Here is a 24,552-nt window from a genome sequence, read left to right on the forward strand (position 1 = left end):
AGGTGGGAGCGGTGGTTGCGGGCGACGGCAGAAACAGGCGAGGCGCCATGCGCGTGCTGGTTATCGAGGACGACGACGTTTTGATGAATGGCCTGCAGGTCGGCCTTGGGCTGGCCGGCTTCACCGTGGAGGCCGTCGCCACCTGCGCCGACGCCTCGGCGGCCCTGCGCGCCGCGACCTTCGACGCCGTGGTGCTCGATCTGATGCTGCCTGACGGTTCGGGCCTCGACGTCCTCACCGAGGCGCGGGCCCGCCAGTTGGCGGCGCCGGTGCTGTTGCTGACGGCGCGCGACAGCGTGCCCGACCGCATCGCCGGGCTCGACGCCGGGGCCGACGATTACCTCGGAAAACCGTTTGATCTGGATGAGGTGGCGGCGCGACTTCGCGCCCTGATCCGCCGGGCAGCCGGCCGGGCGACGGCGACTTCGCAATGGCGCGACATCACCCTCGATCCCGCGGCGATGACCGTCAGCCGGGCGGGGGAAGCGGTGCGGCTGTCGCGCCGGGAGTTCGCCATCCTGCACGCCCTGATCGACCGGCCAGGACAGGTTCTGTCAAAATCCCAGCTGGAGGAGCGTCTGTATGGCTGGCAGGAGGAAATCGAGAGCAACGCCATCGAGGTGCACGTTCACAAACTGCGCGCCAAGCTGGGCGCCGGCGTGATCGAAACCGTGCGCGGCGTCGGCTACCGGCTGATGGAGACCGCGTCATGACGTCGATCCGGACGCGGTTGGTCCTGATCCTGATCGTCACCACCGGCGTCGTCTGGCTGTCGGCGATCGCCTGGATCTATCTGGGCGCCCGGATGCAGGTGGAGCGGGTGCTCGACGCCCGCCTGAGCGAATCCGCCCGCATGGTCAGTTCGCTGCTCACCCGCCAGGACATCAGCGCCAGACAGGAGGTCGACGCGGGAAAGGCCGCCCGCGCCGCCGAGATCGCCGCCATGCACCTGCCCTATGAGCGCCAGCTCTCCTGCCAGATCTGGGCGATCAACGGCGGCGCCCTGGTCAGCCGCTCCGAAGGCGCGCCGGCGCAACCGCTGACCGACAGCGGCGTTGGCTTTTCCGTCACCCAGGTGAATGGCGAAACCTGGCGGGTCTATGCGGTGGAGAACCGGGCCCTCGGCATGCGCGTGCTGGTGGGCGACAACATGCGCGTGCGCGACCAGCTGGTCGCCGATGTGATCCGTGGCCTCGCCTTGCCGGCGTTGCTCATCCTGCCGGTTCTGGCGGGGCTGATCTGGCTCAGCGTCAAAAAGGGATTGGCGCCGCTCAACGCCATGGCGCGGTCGCTGGAGATCAGGCCGGCTTCCGACCTCAGTCCCTTGCCGGACCGTGACAGCCCGTCCGAAATCCGGCCGATGATCCGTTCCCTCAACGGGCTGTTCGCGCGGGTGGAGGCGGCGCGCTTGCATGAGCGCGATTTCACCGCCTTCGCCGCCCACGAACTCCGCACGCCAATCGCTGGCATGAAGACCCAGGCGCAGATCGCTTTGGGCCACGGCGACGCGACGGTGCGCGACAATGCGTTGCGCCAGATCGTCATCGGCGTGGACCGGACCTCGCGGCTGGTCCGTCAACTGACGGACCTGACCAGCACCGAAAGCAGCGCCTTCGGCCACGACGCCAACGGCGTCGACGCCGGCAGGACATTGCAGACGCTGGCGGACGACATCCGCCAGCACTACCCCAAAGCCGCCGCCATCGCGGTGGACCCGGGGCTGTTCAACGTCACCCTGCCGGTGAATGGAGCGCTGTTCATGCTGGCGGCGCGGAACCTGCTGGAAAACGCCGTCTTGCATGCGCCGCCGGATCGCCCTGTCGCCTGCTGGTTGCGTCGTGACCCGGCCAGCCTGAGCATCGTCATCGACGACGACGGTCCAGGCATTCCGGCTGACGAGTTGCCCAAGGCGCGCGACCGTTTCTTCCGCGGTCGCAATCGCACGGCAATGGGCAGCGGCCTCGGTCTGGCCATCGCCGATCTCGCCCTGCAGCGCATGGCGGCGGATCTGCATCTTGAAAACCGCCCCGACGGCGGGCTGCGGGCGGAGCTGCGCTTCCCCACGCCCTGAGGCGCCGCGTGGGCATGGCGGCGGAAAATCCGCAGCCATGCCCAATGGCGCCAGAGCAGGGCCGGCTCAGTTACTGGCGGTCCTGGTCGTGAAATGCGGGGTCCCGATCGCGGTCACCGGCGAAACCACGGGCTGCGGCGCTGAAATGGCTTTGGGCCTTGGCTTGCGCGGCTGGATCGTTGAGAGAACAACTCCCACCGGATTATCGAGACCATAAATATCATCGCGAAACTGCGTCTGGCCGTCCGCCCCCTGCCAGCCGGTGAGATAGACCCACGCCACAGGGGTCGACTTTCGCAGCTGGACGTTCTTGCGCTCCCCCTTCGCGATGCTGTCCTCGATCGCCTGACGGCTCCACTCGGATCCTTCGAGCAGCCAGGCGGCGAGATCGCGCACGCCCTCGATGCGGGCGCAGCCGGAGGAGTTGAAGCGCAGATCGCTGCGGAACAGCACCTTCTTGGGCGTGTCGTGCATATAGACCGCTTCGCCATTGGGCATGTCGATCTTCAACTGGCCGAGGGAGTTGGTGGGGCCAGGCTCCTGCCGCACGTAGAAATATGGATTGACCAGGGTCGCCCAATCCACGCTCGCGGGGTCGATTTCCCTGTTCTCGGCGCCGATCAGCTTCATGTTCGCCCTGGCGAGAAATCCGGGCTCCTTGCGCATGCGCGGGATGATGTCGGCCTTCACGATCGACATCGGCGCCGTCCAGTACGGATTGAGGTTCACCGACGTGATGTTGGCCTGCAGGACCGGCGACGGCCGGTCGGGTCGGCCGACGATAGCCAGATGGCGCCGGCGCACCTGGCCGTCCTCGACGGCTTCAACGCTGGCGCCCGGGATGTTCACCACGACATAGCGATGGGCGAAGTTGAAACCGTTGCCCTTGAGGCGCCCCAGCGTGGCGGTGAGCTGGTTGACGCGCGTTTCGACCGGCGTGTTCATGGCTTTCAGCGTCAGGCGCCCAACCGTGCCGAGGTCCGACAGGCCATGCCGACGCTGGAAGCGCTTCACCGCTTCGACGACCGTCGCGTCATAAACCTCCCCGGGCAGCGCGGCGGCAGGGAGATCGCCGCTGGCGATGAGGCGCTGCTTCAGCGCCACCACGTCCGGCCCCTGCGAATCCAGCTTCAGCGCGGTGACGCTGCCGGGCGTCTTTGGCCAACCGCCCTGGCTGGCGATTTTCTCATGCGCCGCCAGCGCCTGCAGCGTGCGTTCGTAGGTGTTGGGACCATAGCCCGGCTCATCGGCGCGCGCCGGAGGCATTGCAACCGTGGTCAGCGTGGCGACCGCCGTGGCGAGAATGCAGAAGCGCGCGAACATGGAGCATCCCCGGGAAAGGGCAGAGGGCGAATGCGATGAATATTGCCTGGCATAGTCAAGGAAGGCTTAATGGCGCGCGCTGACGGTCCGACCGGACCTCCCCCCGCGTGATCGGGAATCCGCCGTCGTGGCGGATGTTCCGCGCCTGGGCGCCCCATCATCCGCGCATGGAAATTCCGCTGGCCCCATGTCTGTCTACCGCTCTGCCCCCTATCGCATCGATCTGCCCAAGGAGGCGCTGGCGCGCGCGTTCCATGCGACGCCTGAGCATCCTGTGCTCGATCTGCATGGCGGCGTCGCACCGGGGCGGCCGGCATGGGTCATCCGTATCCGCGCCGGGCGAAGGGTCATTACGCCGATGGTCTGGGGATTTCCGCCGCCACCGGGGCGGGAGCAGCTGGTTACAAGCGCGCGAAACCTGGATTCCACCTTCTGGCGCCCCTGGCTGAAGCGCGCCAACCGCTGCCTGATCCCGTTCACCAGCTTCAGCGCCCCGGCGGGCCCATCCGGCGGCTTGCGACCAGCGAACGGAAGAGCGGCGGCTTTTGCCGGGCTGTGGCGATCATTCGAGGAGGTGCTGTTCTTCGCCAGGCTGACGTCTCCCGACGATGGAACCGGGTGGGCGGCGACCATGCCGGTCGTGCTGACGGAAGAAAACGAGTTCGTCGACTGGCTGGAGGCGGCGCCAGACGTCGCGGCCCGGATGCAACGTCCTCCGGCCCCCGAAAAGCTGGTCGCGCTTGCCAACACCGGCTGAAGCTCCAGGCGCGCGCCGCCTGCGGTTGCCCCTCGCATGACCGGGCTCAGGCCAGCGCCTCGGCGTGGTGACCAAGCCTGAAAACCAGGCGGCAAGGACCGCCAACGACTGGCCCGCGTTTTTTAGCTGTCCCAACCTGTTGGCATCAACATCAGTGGGGCTATACGATCTCAAAAATACGGGATACTCTGTATTTTGAATTAATTCACGATATTTATCGTAAATATGGCTGCCGTGGAGCGGGTCCGCTCGCTCCCGGCGCCTGGTCAGGACAGCATCATCATGAAGCTCACCGTACGTTCGGCGCTCGCCGGACTGATGATCATGGCGGCCGGCAATGTCGCGGCCAATGCGAAGGATAGCGTCGTCATCGGCGCGCCGCTTCCCGTGACGGGCGCGCTGTCTCCGGAAGGAACCAAGCTGCGCCAGGGCTACGAGCTGTGGCGGGAACAGGTGAACGCCGCCGGCGGCGTCAAGGTTGGCGACAGGCGCCTGAAGGTGGACCTGCGCTACTACGACTACCAGTCGCAAACGCCGCGCGCCATTCAGGTCGCCGAGAAGCTCATCACCGACGACAAGGTCGACTTCCTGTTTTCTCCGTTCGGCTCCGGCGCGACCAAGGCGGCGAGCGCTGTCGCCGAGAAAGCCGGCGTGCCGATGATTGCATCGTCCGCATCATCGAAAGAAGTGTTCGACCAGGGCTACAAGAACCTGTTCGGCGTCTACACCGACAACAGCACCTTCAGCGAGCCGCTGGCGGATCTTGTGAAGGCGAAGCTGCCGAACGCCAGACGGGTCGCCATTCTCGCCCGCAACGACCTTTACCCGCTCTCGCTCGCCAACGAGTTTGAGAAGAGCGCCAAAAAGCGTGGCTTCGACGTGGTGTTCTTCGAGAAATACGCCATTGGCACGCTGGATCACGCCTCGGCGCTGACCCAGTTGCGCGCGGCGAAGCCCGACTGGATCGTGGCGACCGGCTACATCAACGATCTCATCACCATTCGCAAACAGGCGGCTGATCTCAAGGTGGGCGGCGAGGCTTTCACCCTGATCAATGGCCCGGCCTACCAGGAGTGGATCAGCGCCGTCGGCCCTCTGGCCGAGAATGTGACGACCGCCAGCTGGTTCCACCCGGTGGCCAGGTACAGCAGCGACGATGTGTTTGGGTCGTCGGCGAAGTTCGTTGAGCTGTTCAAGGCGAAGTATGGCTCGGAGCCTGACTTCACCCAGGCCTCCGGTTCGGCCGTCGGCGTGGTGCTGCAGCAGGCGATCGAGCGCGCCGGCAGCCTCGACCGCGACAAGGTTCGCGCCGAGTTGAAGAAGGGCGGCTTCAAGACCTTCTTCGGCCCGATCTCGTTCTCGGACATCGGCATCGCCGACAGCTATGTGCCGCCTGTCCTGCAGATCCAGGACGGCAAGGTCCAGGTGGTGGCGCCGGCCGAAATCGCGACCAGCACGTTCCGCACCGGTCTGAAGTAAGCCCCGCCTTCGCGCGCCAGGTCATGCCAATGCCCGATGGGCCAGGTCCATCGGGCATTGGGGAAAACCCTGGCGCCGCATGGCGTTTCCCGTCAGGAAACGCGTCAAGCTGATGCGTCGGCATCCTGACGATCAGGCGCCAGGAGCAAAATCCGGTCGCGCATGGCCGCGTTTTGCTCCAGTTTTCTGAAGCGATCGCACGTTCCGCGACGACGTGCGATCGCTTCACCGGAAAACGCGTCAGGCGCGGTCACCTCCAGGAATATCGCTCATGTTGTGGTTGCAGGTTCTGGTCAATGGCCTGGCTGTCGGCGGTCTTTACGCCTGCATCGCCGTGGGCTTTTCGCTGGTCTGGGGCGTGTTGAACATCATCAACATCCTCCACGGCTCCCTGATTGTTCTCGGCGGCTATCTCGCCTTTTTCGCGCACCAGTACTGGGGCATCAATCCATTCCTGTTCGCGCCGCTGGCAGGCGCCGTCATGTTCGCTGGCGGCGTCGCCCTGCAGTACTGCGTCATCAATCATGTCATGGCGCGGCCGTTCCTGATCACACTGTTGCTGACCTTCGGCCTCAACCTGTTTCTGGACAATTCGATGCTGGCCCTGTTCAGCGCCGATTACCGCAAGGTGCTGCTGAACCCGGCGCCAGGCGTGTTTGACCTTGGCTCGATCGTCGTGCCGGCGGACCGGATCTACGCCACACTGGTTGGGCTCGTTCTCATCAGCGCGCTGGCCCTGCTGCTGCGCTTCACCCAGTTTGGCCGGGCCATCATCGCCGTGCGCATGGACCGCGACGCAGCGGCGCTGCTTGGCGTCAACGTCCGCTGGACCTATGCGGTGGCCTTTGGTCTCGGCGTGTTCATGGCCGGCAGCGCCGGCGCGCTGCTCAGCGCGATTTTCCCGATCTCGCCGGTGGCCTCCGCCGGCTACCTGAGCAAGGCCTTCGTCATTTGCGTGATTGGCGGGCTCGGCAGCATCCCTGGCGCCGTCATCGGCGGCTTCGCGCTCGGCGTCATCGAGAGCTTCGGCGCGCTGCTGCTTGGGCCTGAGCACGCGCTGACGCTGGCGTTTGTCCTGCTGATCGCGCTGCTGGCGGTGCGCCCGTCCGGGTTGCTTGGCAGGCAGGGCTTCGCATGATGCTGCGTATTGCCCTGCCCCTTGCCCTGCCCTTCGCCATCGTGGCCGTGGCTTTCGTCCTGCTCAGCCAGACCGACGCCTATATCATCCGCCTCGCCACCACTTTTGGCATGTACGCGGCGCTGGCGCTGGCGTGGAACATCATCGGCGGCATCGCCGGATACCCGTCCTTCGCCACCGCCGCCTTCTTCGGCCTTGGCGCCTATGTCACGGCCGTGGCCCAGAACCTCGGAGCGCCCCTGCTCGTGGGCGTCGGGCTCGCCGGCGCCGGCGCGGCGCTGTTCGCCGGCCTGCTTGGCTCCGCCATCCTGCACTTGCGCGGCAAGTATTTCGCCATCGCCAGCCTGGTGATCGCCGAGGTGCTGCGCGAGCTCACCAACTCGTGGACCAGCGTCACCGGCGGCGGCATGGGCATCAACCTGCCGCTGGCGAAAACCACGCTGCTCACCCAACCCCAGCTCTACCTGGCGGCGATGCTGTTTCTTGCCGCCGCCGCCACGAGCGCCAGCATGCTGATCGACCGCTCACGGCTGGGCGTCGCCCTGCGTTGCATTGCCCAGAATGAGGATGCGGCGCAGATCATCGGCGTCGACACCCGCATGGCCAAAACCTGGGCCTTTGTCATTTCCAGCCTGTTCATCGGGCTGGTGGGCGGCGTTTACGCCTCTTGGGTCACCTATATCGACCCCACCGACGTCTATGACGGCGCCATGTCGGTGAAGCCCATATTGATGGCCCTGCTTGGCGGCGTCGGTTCGGTGTTCGGTCCGGTGTTGGGGGCGTTTGCTTACCTGCTGCTGGAAGAGCTGCTGTGGCGCAACCTGCTGGAGTTCCACGCCGGCATCCTCGGCCTGCTGGTTGTGCTGCTGGTGCTGTTCCTGCCTGGCGGCCTCTCCCAGATCCGCGGCGTCGGCCTGGTCAGCCTGCCGAAAATCTGGAGGCGCGCGCCATGACGGCCCTGCTGGAACTGAAGGGCGTGACCAAGAGGTTTCGTGGTCTGGAGGCCCTGTCAGACATCAATCTGTCGCTAAAATCTGGCGAGATCGTTGGATTGATCGGCCCCAACGGCGCCGGCAAGACCACCTTGGTCAACGTCATCACCGGCGTTCACACGGCCGACGCCGGCTCCATCACCTTCAACGGCGCGCCCATCGCCCACATGCGGCGCGATCGCATCGCCCGCCTCGGCGTGGCGCGCACCTTTCAGGTGGTTCAGCCATTTCCGGCCATGACGGTGCTTGAGAATGTCACCGCCGCCGCCCTGTTTGGCGGCGGCGCCGCGAGCATCGCCGAGGCGCGCGACGCGGCGGCCCACCATCTGGCGTTTTGCGGGCTGACCGATCAGGCGGGCAAGCCGGCCGCGAACCTGACGCTCGCTGGGCGCAAACGCCTCGAACTTGCCAAAAGTCTGGCCCTGCGGCCAAAGCTGCTCATGCTTGATGAGGTCAACGCCGGCCTCAATCCGGCCGAGGTCGACGCCGCGCTTGAACTCATCACGCGGATCGCCGCGCAGGGCGCCACCATCCTGCTGATCGAGCACCTCATGAAGGTGGTGACGCGCACCGCCCGCCGCCTCGTGGTGCTGCACCACGGAAAACTGATCGCTGATGGCCCTGTCGCCAGCGTGCTGTCGGACGAAACGGTGGTGGAGGCCTATCTCGGCCGCAGATATGCTGAACGCATGGCGGGAGCAGGCATATGACCGGAACCCTGCTCAAGGTTGAAGGCCTTGAAACCGGCTATGGCGACATTCAGGTTGTCTGGCGCGCCGATCTGGAGGTTCGCCAGGGCGCGATCACCGCGCTCATTGGCTCCAATGGCGCCGGAAAAACCACGCTGCTTCGCGCTCTTTCCGGCCTGTTGCCGCTGCGGAATGGGGCGATTTTCGTGAGCGGACGCGACCTGGCCGGCGCCTCGCCGCAGCAATTCGTGGAACATGGCGTGGCGCATGTGCCGGAAGGGCGCCGGTTAATCACCGGTCTTTCAGTCCACGACAATCTCATGCTCGGCGCCTATCGCCGCAAAGACGGGAAGCAGGCGATCCGCGCCGATCTGGAGCGGATGTATGCGCTGTTCCCCCGCCTCGCCGAACGCCGGCGCCAGGACGCCACCACCATGTCTGGCGGCGAACAGCAGATGTGCGCCATCGCGCGCGGCCTGATGGCGGCGCCGGGCCTGTTGCTGATCGACGAACTGTCGCTTGGGCTTGCCCCTGCGATCGTCGACCAGCTTGTGACAACGCTGGAGCGGGTGCGCGCCGACGGAACCAGCATTCTTCTGGTCGAGCAGGACGTGGGCATTGCGCTGGAACTGGCCGATTTCGTTTATGTCATGGACCAGGGCCGCACCGTCAGGAATGGTCCCGCGGACGAAATCGCCGCCGATCCGTCCATCATCGCCGCATATATGGGAACCTGAACGCCATGGCCGCATCCCGTCCACACGTAGAATATTACTTCAGCTTCATTTCGCTGTGGTCCTACATCGGCAGCCTGACGTTCCAGGATCTGACGCGGCGTCACAACGCCGGGGTCGTCTACAAGCCGGTGAACCTGCTGCAGGTGTTCGCCGCGGGCGGCGGCAAGCCGGTGAAAGAACGCCCCTTGCAGCGCCAGGCCTACCGCTTTGTCGAAATGCAGCGCTGGAGAGAGATTCGCGGCATTCCCCTGGTGCTCGAGCCCAAATTTTATCCCGCCGACCCATCGCTCGGCCACCGCATGTTGCTGAACGCCATCGAAGACGGCGCCGAAGTGGGGCCCTTCGTTCACGCCTGCCTGAAAGCGGTCTGGGCCGATGAACTGGACATCGCCGACCCCGCGACGCTGGTTCGTCTCGCCAACGCCAGCGGGCTTGACGGCGCCGCGCTGCTTGCCCGCGCCGAACGTCCGGAAGTGCATCGGCGCGAGGCGGAACTGACGGAAGAAGCGATTGCGCGACAGATGTTTGGGGCGCCGTACTATTTCTACCGCGATGAACCTTTCTGGGGGCAGGACCGGCTGGAGATGCTTGACGGCGTGCTGGCAAGCGGGCGGGCGCCCATACCAATGCGCCAGTTGGGATGAGTTAACCTTCCCCCGATTGAACAGGCATCTTCCCCGGGACACACCGGTTGACCCAGCCTCCGGCGACGGCCAAAACCGGCCTGGCTGGCGTGCGCCAGGAAAAAATCCACTTGTCTTTGTCGCGGTCCAGCCATATTGCCATCGACCTGATGGTTCCCCTCTGGGGATGAAAAGGGAATGCAGTCGGCCTCACGGCCTCAAGCTGCAGCTGCCCCCGCAACTGTAAGCGGCGAGCTTCTCACCTGTACGCCACTGGCCTCGCGGTCCGGGAAGGCGGTGAGAAGCAGCGACCCGCGAGCCAGGAGACCTGCCGTCGCACGTGTTGTCGCACGCGAACGCATCGGGCGGGGTGCACCGGTGGTAGGCGGATTGCCCCTGCCATGGCGGCTGGGCGATGAGACTGCAAGTTCGCGGTGACGCGTCAATATTGTCGCCGGAGCCGCGTCTCATGTATTCCGCTTTTCCCCGTCCTCCGCGTTTCGCGGATACCGCCTGTTTGCGCCGGGCCGCCGCCTGCAGCGCCATCGCCATGGCGGCCGCCCTCACGGCCAACGCCGCCGCCGCGCAGGATGGACAAACAACCACCGTCGAGCTTGACCCCATCTCGGTGGTTGGCGACCAGGGCGCTGGCGCCGGCCCCAATCTCAGCGTGCGCAGCAACGCAGGGAGCCGCCTCGGACTGACCCCGCTGGAGACGCCGGCCAGCGTCGACATCATTCCCGGCAAGGTGATGCGCGAGCGCGGCCAGAACACCCTCGCGGAAGCCGTCACCCAGAACGCCACCGGCTTCAGCTACATGGGCGCGCCGGGCAACGGCTTCGTGTCCTTTGCCTCGCGCGGCTTCACCGGCGTCACCTCGGTGACCACATTGTATGACGGGATCAGGCTCTACCCCGGTCAGGGCACAGTCACCTTCCCTTTCGATACCTGGACGGTCGCGCAGATCGACGTGCTGCGCGGGCCGGCGTCCGTGCTGTATGGCGAAGGCGCCATTGGCGGCGCCATCAACGTCATTCCCAAAAAGCCGCTGTTCGACAGTCGCCGGAATGAGGCCCGGGTCTACATTGGCGACAACGGGCAGGCTGGCCTTGCCGCGGGATCCGCGGGCCCCATCAATGAAAACCTCGCCTACAGCCTCGACGTCTCGGGCGTGCGCGGCGATGGCTGGATGGATCGCGGAGAATACAAAAGCCTGGCCTTCTCCGGCGCGCTGGCCTGGCGGCCCACCGACGCCCTGACCTTCACGCTCTCCCATGACGGCGGCTACAACGAACCCAGCCGTTACTTCGGAACGCCGCTGCGCAGCGCTGGCGTCATGGAGAAATCCTGGATCCGGCAGAACTACAACGTCCGGGACAGCGACATCTGGTTCAATGACAACATCACCCAGCTACGGGCGGAGTGGAAACCCGATGAGACTTTCTCGCTGCGCGCTGTTGGTTATTATCTGACCAGCGACCGCTTCTGGCAGAACGCGGAGAGCTATCGCTGGAACGCCGCGACCGGCCTGATCAGCCGGCCCACCGGCAACTGGATCGCCATCAAGCAGGAGCAGGAACAGTTTGGCGGGCGCGTCGACGCCACGTTCCGCACCACGATCTTCGGCATGGCCAACGAAACCGTGGTCGGCTTCGACGCCAACAATTTCCGCTTCAGCCGCCTGAACAATAACGGCTACGCCGCGCCAAAACTCAATCCCGCGCTGACGCCATTCGGTTTCGACCCTGGCTTCTGGGGCACAACCAGCGTCTATGACCGCGAATACCGCAGCACGACGCAGCAGTATTCGCTGTTTCTCGACAACCGCCTGAAGGTTACCGACAATTTCTCGGTCGTCGCCGGGCTGCGCTACGATAACCCTGAGGTCGACTACCACAATCTGCGCAACGGCTCGCGCGCCACCGCCACGCTGGACTCCGTCGGCTGGCGCGTGGGGACGATCTACGAGCCAATCAAAAATCTGGCGTTCTACGCCCAGTATTCCGAAGCCTCTGACCCGGTGACGTCAATCCTGTCGCTGCCGCCGTCGTCCGCCGGATACAAGCTTTCCTCCGGCAAACAGGTTGAGGTCGGCGTAAAACAGAGCCTGTGGGATGGTCGCCTGGAGTGGACGCTTGCCGGCTACTACATCGTGAAGAAAGACCTGCTGTCGCGCGATCCCAACAACCCCGGCGTCACCCAGCAGGTTGGCCAGCAGTCCTCGCGCGGCGTCGAGGCGTCGGTGGGACTGGAACTGGGCCAGGGCTGGCGGATCGACGCCAACGGCGCGTTGCTGGAAGCGCGCTATGACGACTTCAATGAATCCGTTGGCGGGCTCAGCATCAGCCGCAAGGGCAAGACGCCCGCCGGAGCGCCAGAAGCGCTAGCCAATCTCTGGGTGAGCTGGCGCTTCGCCGAACAGTGGAAGGCCATGGTTGGTCTGCAATATGTCGGCAAGACCTACACCTCCGCCAGCAACGACTATTCCCGACCGGACTATGCGCTGGTCAACGCCAGCCTGCAGTGGAAGCCTACGGATTACGCCACTCTCGACTTCCGCGTGAAGAACCTGTTCGACAGAACCTATGCTTACGCGGGCGGCGATCTGCAATGGTACTATGGCGCGCCGCGCACCGCGGAACTGTCGTTGCACGTCAGGTTCTGACAGCGATGACGCGCACATCAGAACCATCCCCGCCAAAGTCGCCGTCGCTCTTCGCCCGGGTGAGGCGGCCGGTCATGCAAACCGGGTCAGGCGCCGGTCCTGAAAAGCCGGACGTCGCCCTCAGCCTGGAGGCGACCGATCTGGCGTGGGGACCGCCCGGCCGCGCGCCGCTCATTTCTGGCGTCAGCTTCGCGCTGACGCCAGGCGACCGCCTCGCTATTGTCGGCCCCAACGGGGCCGGCAAGTCGACGCTGTTGCGTTGCCTGTATCGCCTGCACCGGCCCCTCGCCGGCGCGGTGCGCGTTGGCGGGACTGATCTCTGGTCATTGGCGCCGCGTCTGGCCGCCCGGAAGATCGCCGCCGTGCTGCAGGAAGCGCCGGGCGATTTCGCCTTCACCGTCCAGGAGATGGTCGACGCCGGCCGCACGCCCCATGCGGGCGGGATTGCCGGCCGCGCCGCCGGCGCCCGCGCTGTTGCGGCGGCCATGCGACGGATGGAGGTCAGCCATCTGGCCGGCCGCGCCTTCTCAACCCTGTCCGGCGGGGAAAAACAGCGGGCGCTGATCGCCCGGGCGCTGGCTCAGGAACCCGGCGTTCTGGTGCTCGACGAGCCCACCAACCACCTGGATATCCGCCACCGTCTCGAAGCGGTGGAACTGTTGCGGGGCCTCGCAATGACCATCGTGACCACGCTGCACGACCTCGACATGGCGGCCGACGTGGCCAGCAAGGTGCTGGTGTTGCGCGCCGGCCGCCAGATGGCTTTCGGCCCCGTGTCCGGGACCTTGCAGCCGGCGCTCATCCGCCAGAGCTTCGACGTGGAGGCCGAGATTGCGCCGCGCGGCCCTTCGCTGCGCTTCGATTACCGCCTGCCGGAAAGGCGCGCTGACAGCAGCGCGGAATCCAGCGAATGACCGGACTACGCATGGGTTTCCCGTCGCTCCGCCTCCTGGCGGGTCTTGCCGGCGCTGGCCTCGCCCTGTGCGCGACATCCGCCGGGCAGGCCGCGCCGGTCACCGTCCGCAGCTGCGACCGGATGGTCACCGTCACCCAGCCGCCACAACGGGCGGTGTCTTATGATTCCAATCTCACCGAGATGATGCTGGCGCTGGATCTGACCGACCGCATGGCCGGCTATATCGGTCACAGGGACCGTATGCGCGCTTCAGCGCTGGACCTGTTTCCGAAGGCCGCGCAACTGCGCCAGATCCAGCGCGGCTACCCCAATCGCGAAACATTGCTGGGCGAAGGCGTCGACTTCTACTTCGCCGGCTGGAGCTACGGCATGCGCGCCGGCGGCGAGGTGACGCCGGAGAAACTCGCCCGCTTCGGCATCCCCGTCTATGAGCTGACCGAGAGCTGCGTGCGGATCGGCAGGCGCGAGAAACCGACGCTCGACTTTCTCTATCGGGATTTGCTGAATCTGGGCCGGATTTTCGGCGTGGAAGCGCGGGCGGACAGTTTGGTCGCCGGATATCGGCGACGGATCGACGCCGTCTCCCGGAAAATCGCCGGGAAACCCCGGCTGGACGTCTTTCTGTTCGACAGCCCCGGACGCGTCGCCGGCACGGCGGGAGCCCATTCGATGCCCACGGCGCTCATCGAAGCGGCGGGCGGACGCAACATGGCTGACGATACGCCCGGCAACTGGACGCGGATCAGCTGGGAGCGCGTCATTGAACGTGATCCCGACGCCATCATCATGATGGACTTCGGCCAGGGCGACGTGCGGCGCAAGATGGATTTCCTTGCCGCGCGGCCTGGCCTGCGCGAGCTGCGGGCGCTCCGGCAGGGGCGCATCCTGACGCTCGGCTACAACGAGCTGACTCCGGGGCCACGCAATGTGACGGCGGTCGAGAAAATCGCGGAGTTTCTTCATGGCGATCATTGAGCCAGCGGCGCCGACCCGCGCGCGCCGCCATCGCGTCCTGTTGCCCGGCCTGGCCGTCACAGCGTTGCTGCTCGGGGCGATGGCCGGATCGCTGGCGGTCGGATCCGCCCGCATTCCCTTCGCCGAAGTCCGGGACATCCTGTTGAGCCGCATCATGCCCACGGGCGCCGCGCCATACTGGAAGCCGGGGATCGAGGCCATCGTCTGGGATCTGCGCCTGCCGCGCATCCTGCTCGCGGCGCTGGTCGGCGCCGGGCTCGGCATGGTCGGGGCGGCGATGCAGTCAGCAACGCGAAATCCGCTGGCGGACCCTTACCTGCTCGGCGTGGCCGCTGGCGCCGTGCTCGGCGCGAACCTGGCGATCCTGCATGTGGGCGACATTCTGGGGCCCGCGACGACGCCCCTTTTTGCCTTCGCCGGCGCTCTCGGCGCAACGCTCGTCGTGCTGTCAATCGCGCGGCTCACCGGCTCAACCACCGCCGACCGGCTGATCCTCTCCGGCGTCGCCGTTTCATTTGTCGTCACCGCCTGCGCCAACTTGCTGATCCTGTTCGCGGATCAGCGCTCCGCCGCCAATGTGACGTTCTGGACCCTGGGCGGCTTCGGCGCGGCGGACTGGAGCGTTCTGCCCGCTCCCGCCGTGGCGCTCGCGGCCGGCGGCGCATGGTTCCTGGCGAAACGACGCGACCTGAACGCGCTGGCCATGGGCGATGAAACCGCGACCACGCTGGGCGTCCGCGTCGCCCGCGCCCGCCTGCTGCATATGACGGCGGGCGCTTTCATCACCGGCGTCATGGTCTCGGTTTCCGGCATGATCGGCTTCGTCGGTCTCATGACGCCGCATCTGGTGCGCATGGTTGTGGGCGGCGACAATCGCCTGGTTTTGCCAGCAAGCGCGCTGGTCGGGGCCCTGTTCCTTGTGCTCGCCGACATCGTCTCGCGCACCATCATCGCGCCCGACGATCTGCCTGTCGGCGTCGTTACCGGCGTCGTCGGCGGCCTGTTCTTTGTCCTGATGCTTCGCAACCGGGCAGGCGGTTGACCTTGGCCGCCTCACGCCGCCAGCGACAGGCCGGGCGCACCGGCCTTACCCCACAACAATGCCAGGCCGCCCGGGAATTGCTGGGCTGGACCCCGATGCAACTGGCTGACGCCGTTGCGATGAGCCGCGCCACGGTGACGCTTTTCGAAAAGGGCGCGCGGAAAATGGCCGTGTCAAACCAGCAGGCCATCCGCATCGCACTGGAGCAGGCTGGCGTGAAGATCGATGCGGCGGACGGCCCGCGTCTGGCCTGATTTTACCTGCCGCGCGCCGGCGGACGCAACCATCCGCCTGCCTGGGAAGCTCACCTGCCTGCGCCGCGGCGCGAATTCTCGCTGGCGCCTGCGGTTTCTGAGGTTTGATAGCGCACACAAGCAAAACAACCGCGGGAATACCGTTCTCTTCAAAGCAAGGGGGAGAAAACGCCATGCAGATTGGCTATGGTTGGTCTTTCCACACAAGGGACAATGACCCGGTCTGCGACCGCGCCGCCCTGGACGCCATGGGCGCGGAACGCTGTTTCGTTGTCTCCAACCCATCCGGGCGTTCGGCGATCCTGGAGCAGGCCATGGGTTTCCTGCGGCCCCATGACAGTTTCCTGGTGCGATCGGTCGAGCGGCTTGGCGCGTCCATATGCGACGTGATGAACGTTGCGAAAGCGCTGGCGGATACCGGGGCCAGTCTCCGGATCCTGGACCTGCCCCCCGGGTCGGAAAGCGTTTCGGGCGATGTTCTGGTCGAGGTCGCCAGATGCCTCACCCGGGCTCTGGAAACCCCGACGTCCGTCAACGCGTCACACGACGCAGCGCCGGTGGAGGATCAGGCCGCGCCCACCGGCCCGCGCGGCAGGCCCATGGCCATCGCCGCGGAGCATCACGTCAACGTTCGCTGCCTTGTCCAGGAACAGGGGCTGTCCATCCGCCAGGTGGCGCGACGCTTTGGCGTATCCGCCGCAACCATCTACCGGATTCTCGCGCGCCCATGAGGCAGGGCCGTCATGGCCGGCGCCAGCGGGCGGCCTTTCCGGACGCGCAGGTTCAGGTCATTCGCCAAACAACCCGGGCGCACAGTCGAGCGCCGGCGACTCAAGGCTCTCACACAGGGCGAAGCGGACGACGGCGTGGGGCAACTCGTGCAGGCAGAAATATCGGCAGGCCTGGCGCTTGCCGAGATAGAACGATTTTTCCGCCTCGCTGAGCGTGGGATCGGCGAGGCGGGCCTCGGCGAGACGGGCCTGCCACAACCAGATCCAGCCAAGCACCACATGACCAAAGGCGTCGAGGAAGATCGTTGCATTGGCGGTGCGCCGCTCGGGTTCCTGGCAGGCGAGCAACGCCCGGGTCGCGCTTTCAAGCGCCGCCAGCGCACTGTCCATCCGCGCGCAATCCGGGCCGAGTTGTTCAAAGGCCCGCGCGTCATCAAGCGTCTCGCGGATCACGCCGATCAGTTCGCGCAGGGTTTCTCCGCCGTCCGCGCCGATCTTGCGTCCGAGCAGGTCCATGCCCTGAATGGCGAATGTGCCTTCATGGATGTGGTTGAGCCGGTTGTCGCGGTAGAGCCTTTCCAGCGGATAGTCGCGCGTGTAGCCGTAGCCGCCGAGAATCTGGATGGCCCATTTGTTGGCCTCAAGACAATGTTCCGACGGCCAGGACTTGACGACCGGCGTCAGCAGGCCGAGCAGCCGGCCAGCCCGCTCCCGCGTGGCCGCGTCTGTTGTGGTGGCGGCGTCGTCGACCAGCATCGAGCAGAACAGGCATAATGCCTGCGCGCCTTCGACGGCGGCCTTCTGCGAGAGCAGCATGCGACGCACGTCCGCGTGGCGGATGATCGGAACCTGGGGGCTGGCGGGATTGCGGCTGTCAACCGGCCGCCCCTGCAGGCGCGTGCGGGCGTAGTCCGCCGAATGGAGATAACCGGCGAGGCCAGCCATCGTGGAGGCATGGCCAACCCCGATGCGGGCCTCGTTCATCATGTGGAACATGTATTCCAGGCCGCGATTGGGCTCGCCAATCATCCAGCCGATGGATTCGCCCGCCTCGCCGAAATTCAGCAGACAGTTCGTGGTGGCGCGCTGACCCAGCTTGTGGTTGAGGCCAGCCAGCGCGATGTTGTTGGGGCCAGTGATGTTCCCGTCGCCATCGACGCGCATTTTCGGCACGAGAAACAGCGAAATGCCCTTGGAGCCGGGAGGCGCATCCGGCAGCTTCGCCAGCACCATGTGGACGATATTGTCGGTGATCGCCTGCTCGCCGCCCGAGATCCACATCTTGTTGCCGCGCACCGCATAGGTTCCGTCGCCGCGCGGCGTGGCCATGGTGCGGATATCGCCAAGCGACGAACCGGCCTGCGGCTCGGACAGGCACATGGTGCCGAACCAGCGCCCTTCAATCATCGCCGGCAGATACAGGCGCTTCAGCGTTTCGGAACCGAAGGCATTCAGCAAATTCGCCGCGGCGACAGTGAGAAAGGCGTAGTTCGTCACCGGCGTGTTGGCGGCCACGGCCATGCCAGTCGCAGCCGTATACAGCGTCCACGGCGCCTGCAGGCCACCGCTGGATTCGTCAAACGCCAGCCCGAAGAACCCCGCGTCCGCCCAGGCCCGCAGGGCGGCTCCTGTCGCAGCAGGCTGCTCCACCTGGCCGTTCACGAAGCGCGGCTCGTTGGCGTCGACTTCCGCCGCGATGGGCAGGAACACCTCCTCCGCCAGCGTCTGCGCCGTGTCGAGAATCTGGCCCATGGCGGCGCGGTCGTACTGGGCGAACTGCGGCCGTTCAGCCAGACGTCCGGCGTCCAGCATTTCAAACAGGACAAAGTCCAGGTCACGGCGGTCAACGATCAGGGACATGAGGCACTCCGGTTGTGGCGCCAAACTATGCCGGCCGGAAGCCTGTGTCGAACCCATCCGCCCCGGCGGCCGGCGCCGCGCGGCGGCTCCCCGGACTGGGCGGGAAAACAGGCTGCGACAGCGTGAAATGGCGGCGCCGTTCGCCCGGCGCCGCCCGGGGGCGTCAGACCAGCGCCGCCGACTCGGTCGCCTGCTTGATGGCGCGCTTGGCGTCGAGTTCGGTCGCTTCGAAGGCGCCGCCAACCAGTTCGGACGAAATTCCGGCCTCACCCAGCGCATCGTGCAGCGAACGCTGCGGATCCTGGCCGGCGCAGACGATCACCGTATCGACGTCGAACAGCTCCGGCTGGCCGCCGACGACCGCGTGCAGGCCCGCATCATCGATCCCGACATACTCAACGCCGCGCATCATCTTCACGCCGCGACGCTGCAACGTCATGCGATGGGTCCAGCCCGTCGTGCGGCCAAGCCCCTGCCCCACAGGCGTTTCCTTGCGCTGCAGCAGCGTCACTTCGCGGCCGCTGGCGGCAACCTCCGGCGTAACGCCGGTGACGCCGCCGCGCGGATGATTCGTGAAATCAATGCCCCACTCTTTCGCGAAGACATTGACGTCGAGCGCGCTGCTCTTGCCGGCATGGGTGATGAGTTCGGCGACATCGAAGCCAATGCCGCCGGCGCCGATGATCGCAACTTTCTGTCCCACGGGCGCGTTGCCGGTGATGACGTCGATATAGCTGACCACCTTGCCGTGATCGATGCCGGGAATCTGCGGCGTGCGCGGCGTGATGCCGGTAGCCACCACCACATGATCGAAGCCGCCAGCCCGCACCGTATCGACGTCGACGCGCACGCCCAGTTTCAGCTCGATGCCGAGCACATCGATCATGCGGCGGTAGTAACGCAGCGTCTCGTAGAACTCTTCCTTGCCGGGAATGCGCTTGGCGTAGTTGAACTGGCCGCCAATTTCGTCGCTGGCGTCAAACAGCGTGACCGCGTGACCACGCTCCGCGGCGGTGACCGCATAGGCGAGACCGGCTGGCCCGGCGCCGACGATGGCGATCTTCCGCTTCGCGCCAGCGGGCGCGACGGTCAGCTCGGTTTCGCGGCAGGCGCGCGGATTGACAAGACAGGTGGTCAACTGGCCGGTGAAGGTGTGGTCGAGGCACGCCTGGTTGCAGCCAATGCAGGTGTTGATCTCATCCTCACGGCCCTGGGCGGCCTTGTTGACCAGGTCCGGGTCGGCCAGCATCGGGCGGGCCATCGACACGATGTCGGCGTCGCCGCGCGCCAGCACCTCTTCCGCCACCGACGGCATGTTGATGCGGTTGCTGGTGATGACCGGGATCGACAGTTCCTTGCGCAACCGGCCGGTCACCTGGGTGAAGGCGGCGCGCGGCACCATGGTGGCGATGGTCGGAACGAAGCTCTCATGCCAGCAAAAGTGCGTGGAGATCACGTCCACGCCCTCGGCCTCCAGCGCTTTGGCGAGGCTGACGACCTCCTCCCAGGAGAGGCCTTCCTGCAGCATGTCCATCGCCGAGATGCGGAACACCAGGATGAAGTCCGGCCCGACCGCCGCGCGGGTGCGACGCACGATCTCCAGCGGGAAGCGCATGCGATTGCTCCATTCGCCGCCCCAGCGATCGGTGCGCAGGTTGGTCTTGGAGACAAGGAAGGTCGAGATGAGGTAGCCGGCCGAGCCAATGATTTCGACGCCGTCGTAGCCAGCCTCCTTCGCCAGCTTCGCGCAATTGGCGAATGCCGCGATCTGCTCCTCGATGCCGGCTTCATCAAGGCCGGCGGGCTGGTACTGGGCGATGCGCGACTTGACCGGCGACGGCGCCACGCAGGCGGACGTGCGGGCCAGCGGACCGCTGTGCAGGATCTGCATGACAATCTTCACATCGTCGGCCGCCGCGTGAACCGCGTCCGTCACCTGCCGGTGCATGGCGACGTCACCTGCGTTGAGCAGCTTGGCGCCGGCGCCAGCGGTCGGATGCGGGCCGATGCCGCCGGTGATGATGATGCCGACGCCGCCTTTTGCGCGCTCAACGAAATAGGCCGACAGCCGTTCCGCCGCATTCTCGACGTCCTCAAGACCGGTGTGCATCGATCCCATGAGGATGCGGTTCTTGATCGTGGTCGAGCCCACTTTCAGGGGCGAGAAGATGTTCGGATACCTGGCGGACACGGCGTTTCCAATCATTCTAAACAGCGTTTGACATTTGCCATAACGAACAGTGTTCAGTATGACAAGCGCCATGGCGGTTTTGCTGACAGATGAGCAGGTCCATGATGTCCGCGAGCGCATCCGCGTGGTTGCGGAGCGGCATATCGCGCGCAAGGGCCCGTCGGGCGTTTCCATGCGCGCCATCGCGACTGAAATGGGTTGGTCCGCGGCTTCCCTCTACCGTTACTATCCAGCAAAAACGGACTTGCTGACGGCGACGCGGACCGCTGCCTACGACCGCTTCTCGGATTGCATCGAGGCTGCCTCAAGGGGGGCGGCGGATCTGTGGGAGCGCTCGCGCGCCATTGGCGACGCCTACGCTGCTTTCGCCTTTCGGGAGCCGGCGGCCTACCAGCTGATTTTCGCCTTTGGACAGGATGAGGGCGAGAACACCCCGGAGTTGCGCCAGGCCATGACGCGCTCGCGCCAGCTGTTGACCGGCTATGTGCGCGAGATGGTCGCCGAAGGCCTGCTGGAAGGCGACGCCGATCTGATCGCCCATGCCTATTGGGCGAGCCTGCATGGCCTGATCGTGTTGCGGATGGCCGGGAAGCTTGATGATGACGCCACGTTTGACCGTCTCCGGCTGGAGGCGGCGCGGATCGTCACGCGGGGCGCCCGCCCCCGCCGCGCCTGACGTTCAGAGGCTGGCGCCGCCGCGTCCGGCGATGTAGCGGGCCGGCGGTTGCCCCAGGACGCTCCTGAACATGGTGATGAACGCGCTGACCGAGCCATAACCGAGGCTGTCCGAGACGTTCTGGACGCTCATCCCGGATGACAGCTTTTGCAGCGCCATGATGATGTGGAGTTGCTGCCGCCAGCGCCCGAAGCTCATCGCCGTCCTGCTGCTCACCAGCCTGGCGAGCGTCCGCTCGCTCATCGCCATCCGCGCCGCCCATTGCCCGACCGTGCTTCGGTCGTCAGGCGACTGGATGAGGGCGTTGGCGATGCGCGTCAGCGTCGGATCGTCCGGAATTGGCAAATGAAGCGCCGAAACCTCCGCCCGGCGCAATTCCTCCAGCAACACCGCCGCGATCCTGTCGGCGTGAGCATCCCGGGCTGCATCCTGATGAGTGAAGTCCGCCAGCCGCTTCACGATCTCGACAATGAGCGGCGTCAGCGAGAGCGTGCAGCAATGCTCCGGCAACCCGACATGCACGGGATCGATGAAGAGCAGGCAGATCTGACCGTTGATCGTGACGCGGTTGCTGTGCGCCACCCCGCCCGGAATCCAGACGCCTCCACCCGGAGGAACCATCCACAGGCCGCCCTGCGCCCGGCACATCACCCCGCCCCGCAGGGCGACGACCAGTTGCCCCTTCCGGTGAAGGTGCATCGGCAGTTCAAATTTCTGGTCCTTCACCGAAACGCCCAGCGCGAGCATTGTCTGCGGCGCGGCGTCCGGATCGAAGGTTTCAAGGCAGAGGTGCGGCTGGTCCATGATCTTTGGCCGGATTCAGCAATAAAATGGCATAATATCCTGATCCGCCACGCACTGCGAGTGATAAGGTTCCGGCAATCCGACATCGCCCCACTCCTGCCCGCGTGCCTCCATGCTCCCGACCGCCCGTCATCTTCACCCGGCCTGGATCATTGCCGGGATACTGCTCTTCGCCACCAACCTGCGCGCGCCCTTCACCGCGGCGAGCCCCCTGCTGGACGCCATCCGCGATACATTCGGCATGGGCGCGGGCGAAGCCGGATTCCTGATCACCCTTCCCCTGCTGACGTTCTGTGTAATTTCACCCTTTTCTGCGCCGCTGGCCGGCAGGTTTGGGCTTGAACGGGCGCTGTTCATGGCCCTGGCGGTGATCGCGGCGGGCATTGTCGTGCGCTCGTCCGGCCCGGCCTGGGCGCTGTTTCTCGGGACGGCGATCCTCGGGGCCGGCATCGCGATCGGCAACACCCTGTTGCCGAGCCTGCTCAAGCGGGATTTTCCCGACCGGATCACCGGCCTTACCGCAGTGTATTCAATCACCATGGGCGTGGCGTCGGCGGCGGGATCAGCCATGGTCGTGCCGCTCATGCATGCTTTCGACTGGCGCATCTCGCTCGGCGCCTTCCTGGTCCTGCCGGTCGCAAGCGCCCTGGTCTGGGCGCCGCAACTGCGCGCGTCTTCCCGCCCCGCGGCGGCTGCCGTAGCGCCCGCGCACGGCGGGGCCGTCTGGCGCTCCGCCCTGGCGTGGCAGGTCACGCTGTTCTTCGGGATCAACTCATTTGTCTATTACGCCATCGGCGCATGGCTTCCGTCGATTCTGGTGAGCCTTGGATATTCCCAGGCTGAGGCTGGTTCGCTTCATGGAGCCATGCAGCTCGCCACGGCCCTGCCCGGCTTCGTGATCGCCCCCCTGGTGCGCCGCGCCAGGGACCAGCGTGGACTTGCGGCGGCGCTGGCCCTGTCCAGCCTGGCCTCGCTGCTTGGGCTACAGCTTGTCCCGACCTGGGCCGTGCTGTGGGTTTCGCTGTTCGGCTTCGGGATTGGCGGCGCCTTCATTCTCGCCCTGGCTTTCATCGGCCTGCGAACCGCATCCGCCCCCCAGACAGCGAGCCTTTCAGGCATGACCCAATCGGTCGGCTACCTCATGTCCGCCACCGGGCCTGTTCTGGCCGGAGCCCTGCACGACGCCGTCGACAGCTGGCCCGTGGTTCTCTCGATCTGCGCGGCCCTGTGCATCATTCTGGCGCTTCTCGGCCTCGGCGCGGGTCGTGCGGTCCATATCAATGTGGCGCACGCAACGCCCGAGCGGTGATTCACGCCGACGCCTGTCCGCTCTCTTCACTTGCGGAGCGGGCGTTCTTGACGCTCACCGCGCGAACATGGAGGCTTGGCCCAGACTGCCGTGAGACCTGGCTCCGGCGCGCCAGCGATCAGCGGCCGGCAATCGTCCAACGGTTCAACCCCGGCCCACGTCTGGTCCAGCGCGCCGGCGAACCCCGGCGCCCACGGGCAAGGAAGGGAAGCGCCCTGTCCATGAAGATGCACATCCTGTCAGGTGGTCGCCTTCGCATGCGCAAGGCGATTTACTACCCGGACGCGGCGGCGGAGGAGACGCTGGAGCTTCCCGTATCCTGCATTCTGCTCCGGCACAGCAAGGGCAACGTCCTGTTCGATACGGGTTGCCACCCCGATATCGGCAAGGATCCCACGTCGCGCTGGGGCGGCATGGCGCGTTTCATGACCCCGATCATGGCCGAGAACGATCACCTCCTGACCAGCCTCGCATGCATCGGCCTGTCGCCGGACGACATCTCCCATGTCGTTTGTTCACATCTTCACACCGACCACTGCGGTTGCAACCAGTTCTTCACAAAGGCAAAAATTCTGATCCACCCGGCGGAGCTGGCCGCCGCGCGCGCGCCGGACGGCGTGAAAATGGGCTACCTCCCGACCGACTGGGACCACCCCCTGCAGGTCGAACTGGTTGGCGAAGGCCACGACGTCTTCGGCGACGGCAGAATCCGGCTGCTGCATCTGCCTGGGCATACGCCGGGCGCCATGGGGGCGCTGGTGCGCCTCGACCGGGACGGCCTGTTCCTGCTCGCCTCCGACACGGCGAGCGTCAAAGCCAATCTGGACGACAATTTCGCGCCGAAAAACACCTGGAGCGTGGAGAAGTGTCTGGAAAGCTATGCGCGCATACGCGACATCAGGCAGGCTGGCGCGACCGTGATTTACGGGCACGATGACGCGCAATGGCGCACCCTGCGTCGGGGCAGCGATCACTACGCCTGAAGCCCGGCGTTCTGGTGCAGGGGCGGCCGTCATGCCGCAATGTCGCGCGCATGTCAGGTCGCGCCTGCCTGGCAGCGCGCCAGCATGCAGTCGAGGCTTCGGGCGCGGGGATTTCCGACCGGATCATCACGCAGCGGACCGGTTTCCAGGGCGCACCTTCAGACAACAGCACATCCCGCGCGACCAATCATCCGGAACGCCAGGACGAGCCAGTCGCGTCCTGGGCTGCGACATATTGCCTTACCCCAGCGAACGCGCATACTTCCTGCAAGGACCCGCGGACACGAAACCGGACGGGCGCCCACGCAGGGAGAACGGCCATGACCGCAAGTGACCG

The 24,552-nt window shown here is 65.9% G+C and carries 22 protein-coding genes and 1 riboswitch; of the genes, 18 read left to right on the forward strand and 4 right to left on the reverse strand.

Annotated features, from left to right (window positions below; all coding sequences use genetic code 11):
• Nucleotides 1-47: 47 nt before the first annotated feature.
• Nucleotides 48-713 (forward strand): response regulator, encoded by a 666-nt coding sequence (locus IE243_RS13770; RefSeq protein ID WP_191319973.1) that lies wholly within the window; start codon nucleotides 48-50, stop codon nucleotides 711-713.
• Nucleotides 710-2,071: an ATP-binding protein gene (locus IE243_RS13775; RefSeq protein WP_191319974.1), complete on the forward strand. Its 1,362-nt coding sequence runs from the start codon at nucleotides 710-712 to the stop codon at nucleotides 2,069-2,071. The genes IE243_RS13770 and IE243_RS13775 overlap by 4 nt, the downstream gene beginning before the upstream one ends.
• A 66-nt stretch (nucleotides 2,072-2,137) precedes the next feature.
• Here the strand turns inward: IE243_RS13775 and IE243_RS13780 are convergent, their stop codons facing one another.
• Entirely contained in the window at nucleotides 2,138-3,394 is a 1,257-nt protein-coding gene (locus IE243_RS13780; RefSeq protein ID WP_191319975.1) for a L,D-transpeptidase family protein, read from the reverse strand.
• Nucleotides 3,395-3,581: 187 nt separating this feature from the next.
• On the opposite strand from IE243_RS13780, the gene IE243_RS13785 reads away from it, so the two are divergent.
• The 13 genes from IE243_RS13785 to IE243_RS13845 all read left to right on the forward strand — a co-directional run bounded on the left by IE243_RS13785 (nucleotide 3,582) and on the right by IE243_RS13845 (nucleotide 16,392).
• Nucleotides 3,582-4,151 carry an SOS response-associated peptidase family protein gene (locus IE243_RS13785; protein ID WP_191319976.1) on the forward strand — a complete coding sequence of 190 codons (570 nt, stop codon included), beginning with the start codon at nucleotides 3,582-3,584 and terminating at the stop codon, nucleotides 4,149-4,151.
• 282 nt (nucleotides 4,152-4,433) lie between these two features.
• Nucleotides 4,434-5,630, forward strand: a complete 1,197-nt coding sequence (locus tag IE243_RS13790; protein WP_191319977.1) for an amino acid ABC transporter substrate-binding protein — start codon at nucleotides 4,434-4,436, stop codon at nucleotides 5,628-5,630.
• Between the two features lie 271 nt (nucleotides 5,631-5,901).
• A complete protein-coding gene (locus tag IE243_RS13795; protein WP_191319978.1) occupies nucleotides 5,902-6,768 on the forward strand; it encodes a branched-chain amino acid ABC transporter permease in 867 nt (288 codons plus the stop codon).
• A complete protein-coding gene (locus tag IE243_RS13800; protein WP_244643163.1) occupies nucleotides 6,765-7,721 on the forward strand; it encodes a branched-chain amino acid ABC transporter permease in 957 nt (318 codons plus the stop codon). The genes IE243_RS13795 and IE243_RS13800 overlap by 4 nt, the downstream gene beginning before the upstream one ends.
• Nucleotides 7,718-8,470, forward strand: coding sequence for an ABC transporter ATP-binding protein (locus IE243_RS13805; RefSeq protein WP_191319979.1), 753 nt, complete (start codon nucleotides 7,718-7,720; stop codon nucleotides 8,468-8,470). The genes IE243_RS13800 and IE243_RS13805 overlap by 4 nt, the downstream gene beginning before the upstream one ends.
• Nucleotides 8,467-9,186, forward strand: a complete 720-nt coding sequence (locus IE243_RS13810; RefSeq protein ID WP_191319980.1) for an ABC transporter ATP-binding protein — start codon at nucleotides 8,467-8,469, stop codon at nucleotides 9,184-9,186. Before IE243_RS13805 ends, IE243_RS13810 begins: the two co-directional genes overlap by 4 nt.
• A gap of 5 nt (nucleotides 9,187-9,191) precedes the next feature.
• Complete coding sequence (locus IE243_RS13815; RefSeq protein ID WP_244643164.1) at nucleotides 9,192-9,830, forward strand: 2-hydroxychromene-2-carboxylate isomerase; 639 nt, start codon at nucleotides 9,192-9,194, stop codon at nucleotides 9,828-9,830.
• 133 nt (nucleotides 9,831-9,963) lie between these two features.
• A riboswitch (cobalamin riboswitch) is annotated at nucleotides 9,964-10,159 on the forward strand.
• Between the two features lie 167 nt (nucleotides 10,160-10,326).
• On the forward strand, nucleotides 10,327-12,474 hold the full coding sequence (locus IE243_RS13820; RefSeq protein ID WP_210319861.1) for a TonB-dependent receptor: 2,148 nt from the start codon (nucleotides 10,327-10,329) through the stop codon (nucleotides 12,472-12,474).
• 74 nt (nucleotides 12,475-12,548) lie between these two features.
• Entirely contained in the window at nucleotides 12,549-13,388 is an 840-nt protein-coding gene (locus tag IE243_RS13825; RefSeq protein WP_191319982.1) for an ABC transporter ATP-binding protein, read from the forward strand.
• Nucleotides 13,385-14,365 carry an ABC transporter substrate-binding protein gene (locus IE243_RS13830; RefSeq protein WP_210319862.1) on the forward strand — a complete coding sequence of 327 codons (981 nt, stop codon included), beginning with the start codon at nucleotides 13,385-13,387 and terminating at the stop codon, nucleotides 14,363-14,365. Before IE243_RS13825 ends, IE243_RS13830 begins: the two co-directional genes overlap by 4 nt.
• The gene (locus IE243_RS13835) at nucleotides 14,352-15,407 is read left to right on the forward strand and encodes a FecCD family ABC transporter permease (protein ID WP_191319983.1); all 1,056 of its coding nucleotides are present in this window, start codon (nucleotides 14,352-14,354) and stop codon (nucleotides 15,405-15,407) included. Before IE243_RS13830 ends, IE243_RS13835 begins: the two co-directional genes overlap by 14 nt.
• A 2-nt stretch (nucleotides 15,408-15,409) precedes the next feature.
• Nucleotides 15,410-15,661: a helix-turn-helix domain-containing protein gene (locus tag IE243_RS13840; RefSeq protein WP_191319984.1), complete on the forward strand. Its 252-nt coding sequence runs from the start codon at nucleotides 15,410-15,412 to the stop codon at nucleotides 15,659-15,661.
• A 173-nt stretch (nucleotides 15,662-15,834) separates the two neighbouring features.
• Nucleotides 15,835-16,392, forward strand: coding sequence for a helix-turn-helix domain-containing protein (locus IE243_RS13845; RefSeq protein WP_191319985.1), 558 nt, complete (start codon nucleotides 15,835-15,837; stop codon nucleotides 16,390-16,392).
• Between the two features lie 57 nt (nucleotides 16,393-16,449).
• Here the strand turns inward: IE243_RS13845 and IE243_RS13850 are convergent, their stop codons facing one another.
• The gene (locus IE243_RS13850) at nucleotides 16,450-18,252 is read right to left on the reverse strand and encodes an acyl-CoA dehydrogenase (RefSeq protein WP_191319986.1); all 1,803 of its coding nucleotides are present in this window, start codon (nucleotides 18,250-18,252) and stop codon (nucleotides 16,450-16,452) included.
• Nucleotides 18,253-18,415: 163 nt separating this feature from the next.
• On the reverse strand, nucleotides 18,416-20,443 hold the full coding sequence (locus IE243_RS13855; RefSeq protein ID WP_280514598.1) for an oxidoreductase: 2,028 nt from the start codon (nucleotides 20,441-20,443) through the stop codon (nucleotides 18,416-18,418).
• 70 nt (nucleotides 20,444-20,513) lie between these two features.
• Here IE243_RS13855 and IE243_RS13860 point away from each other — a divergent pair, with 70 nt between their 5' ends.
• Nucleotides 20,514-21,119: a TetR/AcrR family transcriptional regulator gene (locus IE243_RS13860; protein WP_191319988.1), complete on the forward strand. Its 606-nt coding sequence runs from the start codon at nucleotides 20,514-20,516 to the stop codon at nucleotides 21,117-21,119.
• A 3-nt stretch (nucleotides 21,120-21,122) separates the two neighbouring features.
• Here the strand turns inward: IE243_RS13860 and IE243_RS13865 are convergent, their stop codons facing one another.
• Nucleotides 21,123-21,923, reverse strand: a complete 801-nt coding sequence (locus tag IE243_RS13865; RefSeq protein ID WP_191319989.1) for an AraC family transcriptional regulator — start codon at nucleotides 21,921-21,923, stop codon at nucleotides 21,123-21,125.
• Between the two features lie 112 nt (nucleotides 21,924-22,035).
• On the opposite strand from IE243_RS13865, the gene IE243_RS13870 reads away from it, so the two are divergent.
• Together IE243_RS13870 and IE243_RS13875 are read left to right on the forward strand one after the other, a co-directional pair.
• Nucleotides 22,036-23,232: an MFS transporter gene (locus IE243_RS13870; RefSeq protein WP_191319990.1), complete on the forward strand. Its 1,197-nt coding sequence runs from the start codon at nucleotides 22,036-22,038 to the stop codon at nucleotides 23,230-23,232.
• A gap of 221 nt (nucleotides 23,233-23,453) precedes the next feature.
• The gene (locus IE243_RS13875; RefSeq protein ID WP_191319991.1) at nucleotides 23,454-24,215 is read left to right on the forward strand and encodes an N-acyl homoserine lactonase family protein; all 762 of its coding nucleotides are present in this window, start codon (nucleotides 23,454-23,456) and stop codon (nucleotides 24,213-24,215) included.
• Nucleotides 24,216-24,552 lie beyond the last annotated feature (337 nt).

Origin of the sequence: Camelimonas fluminis (genome assembly GCF_014656355.1) — a bacterium.
Classification (GTDB): Bacteria; Pseudomonadota; Alphaproteobacteria; order Rhizobiales; family Beijerinckiaceae; genus Camelimonas; species Camelimonas fluminis.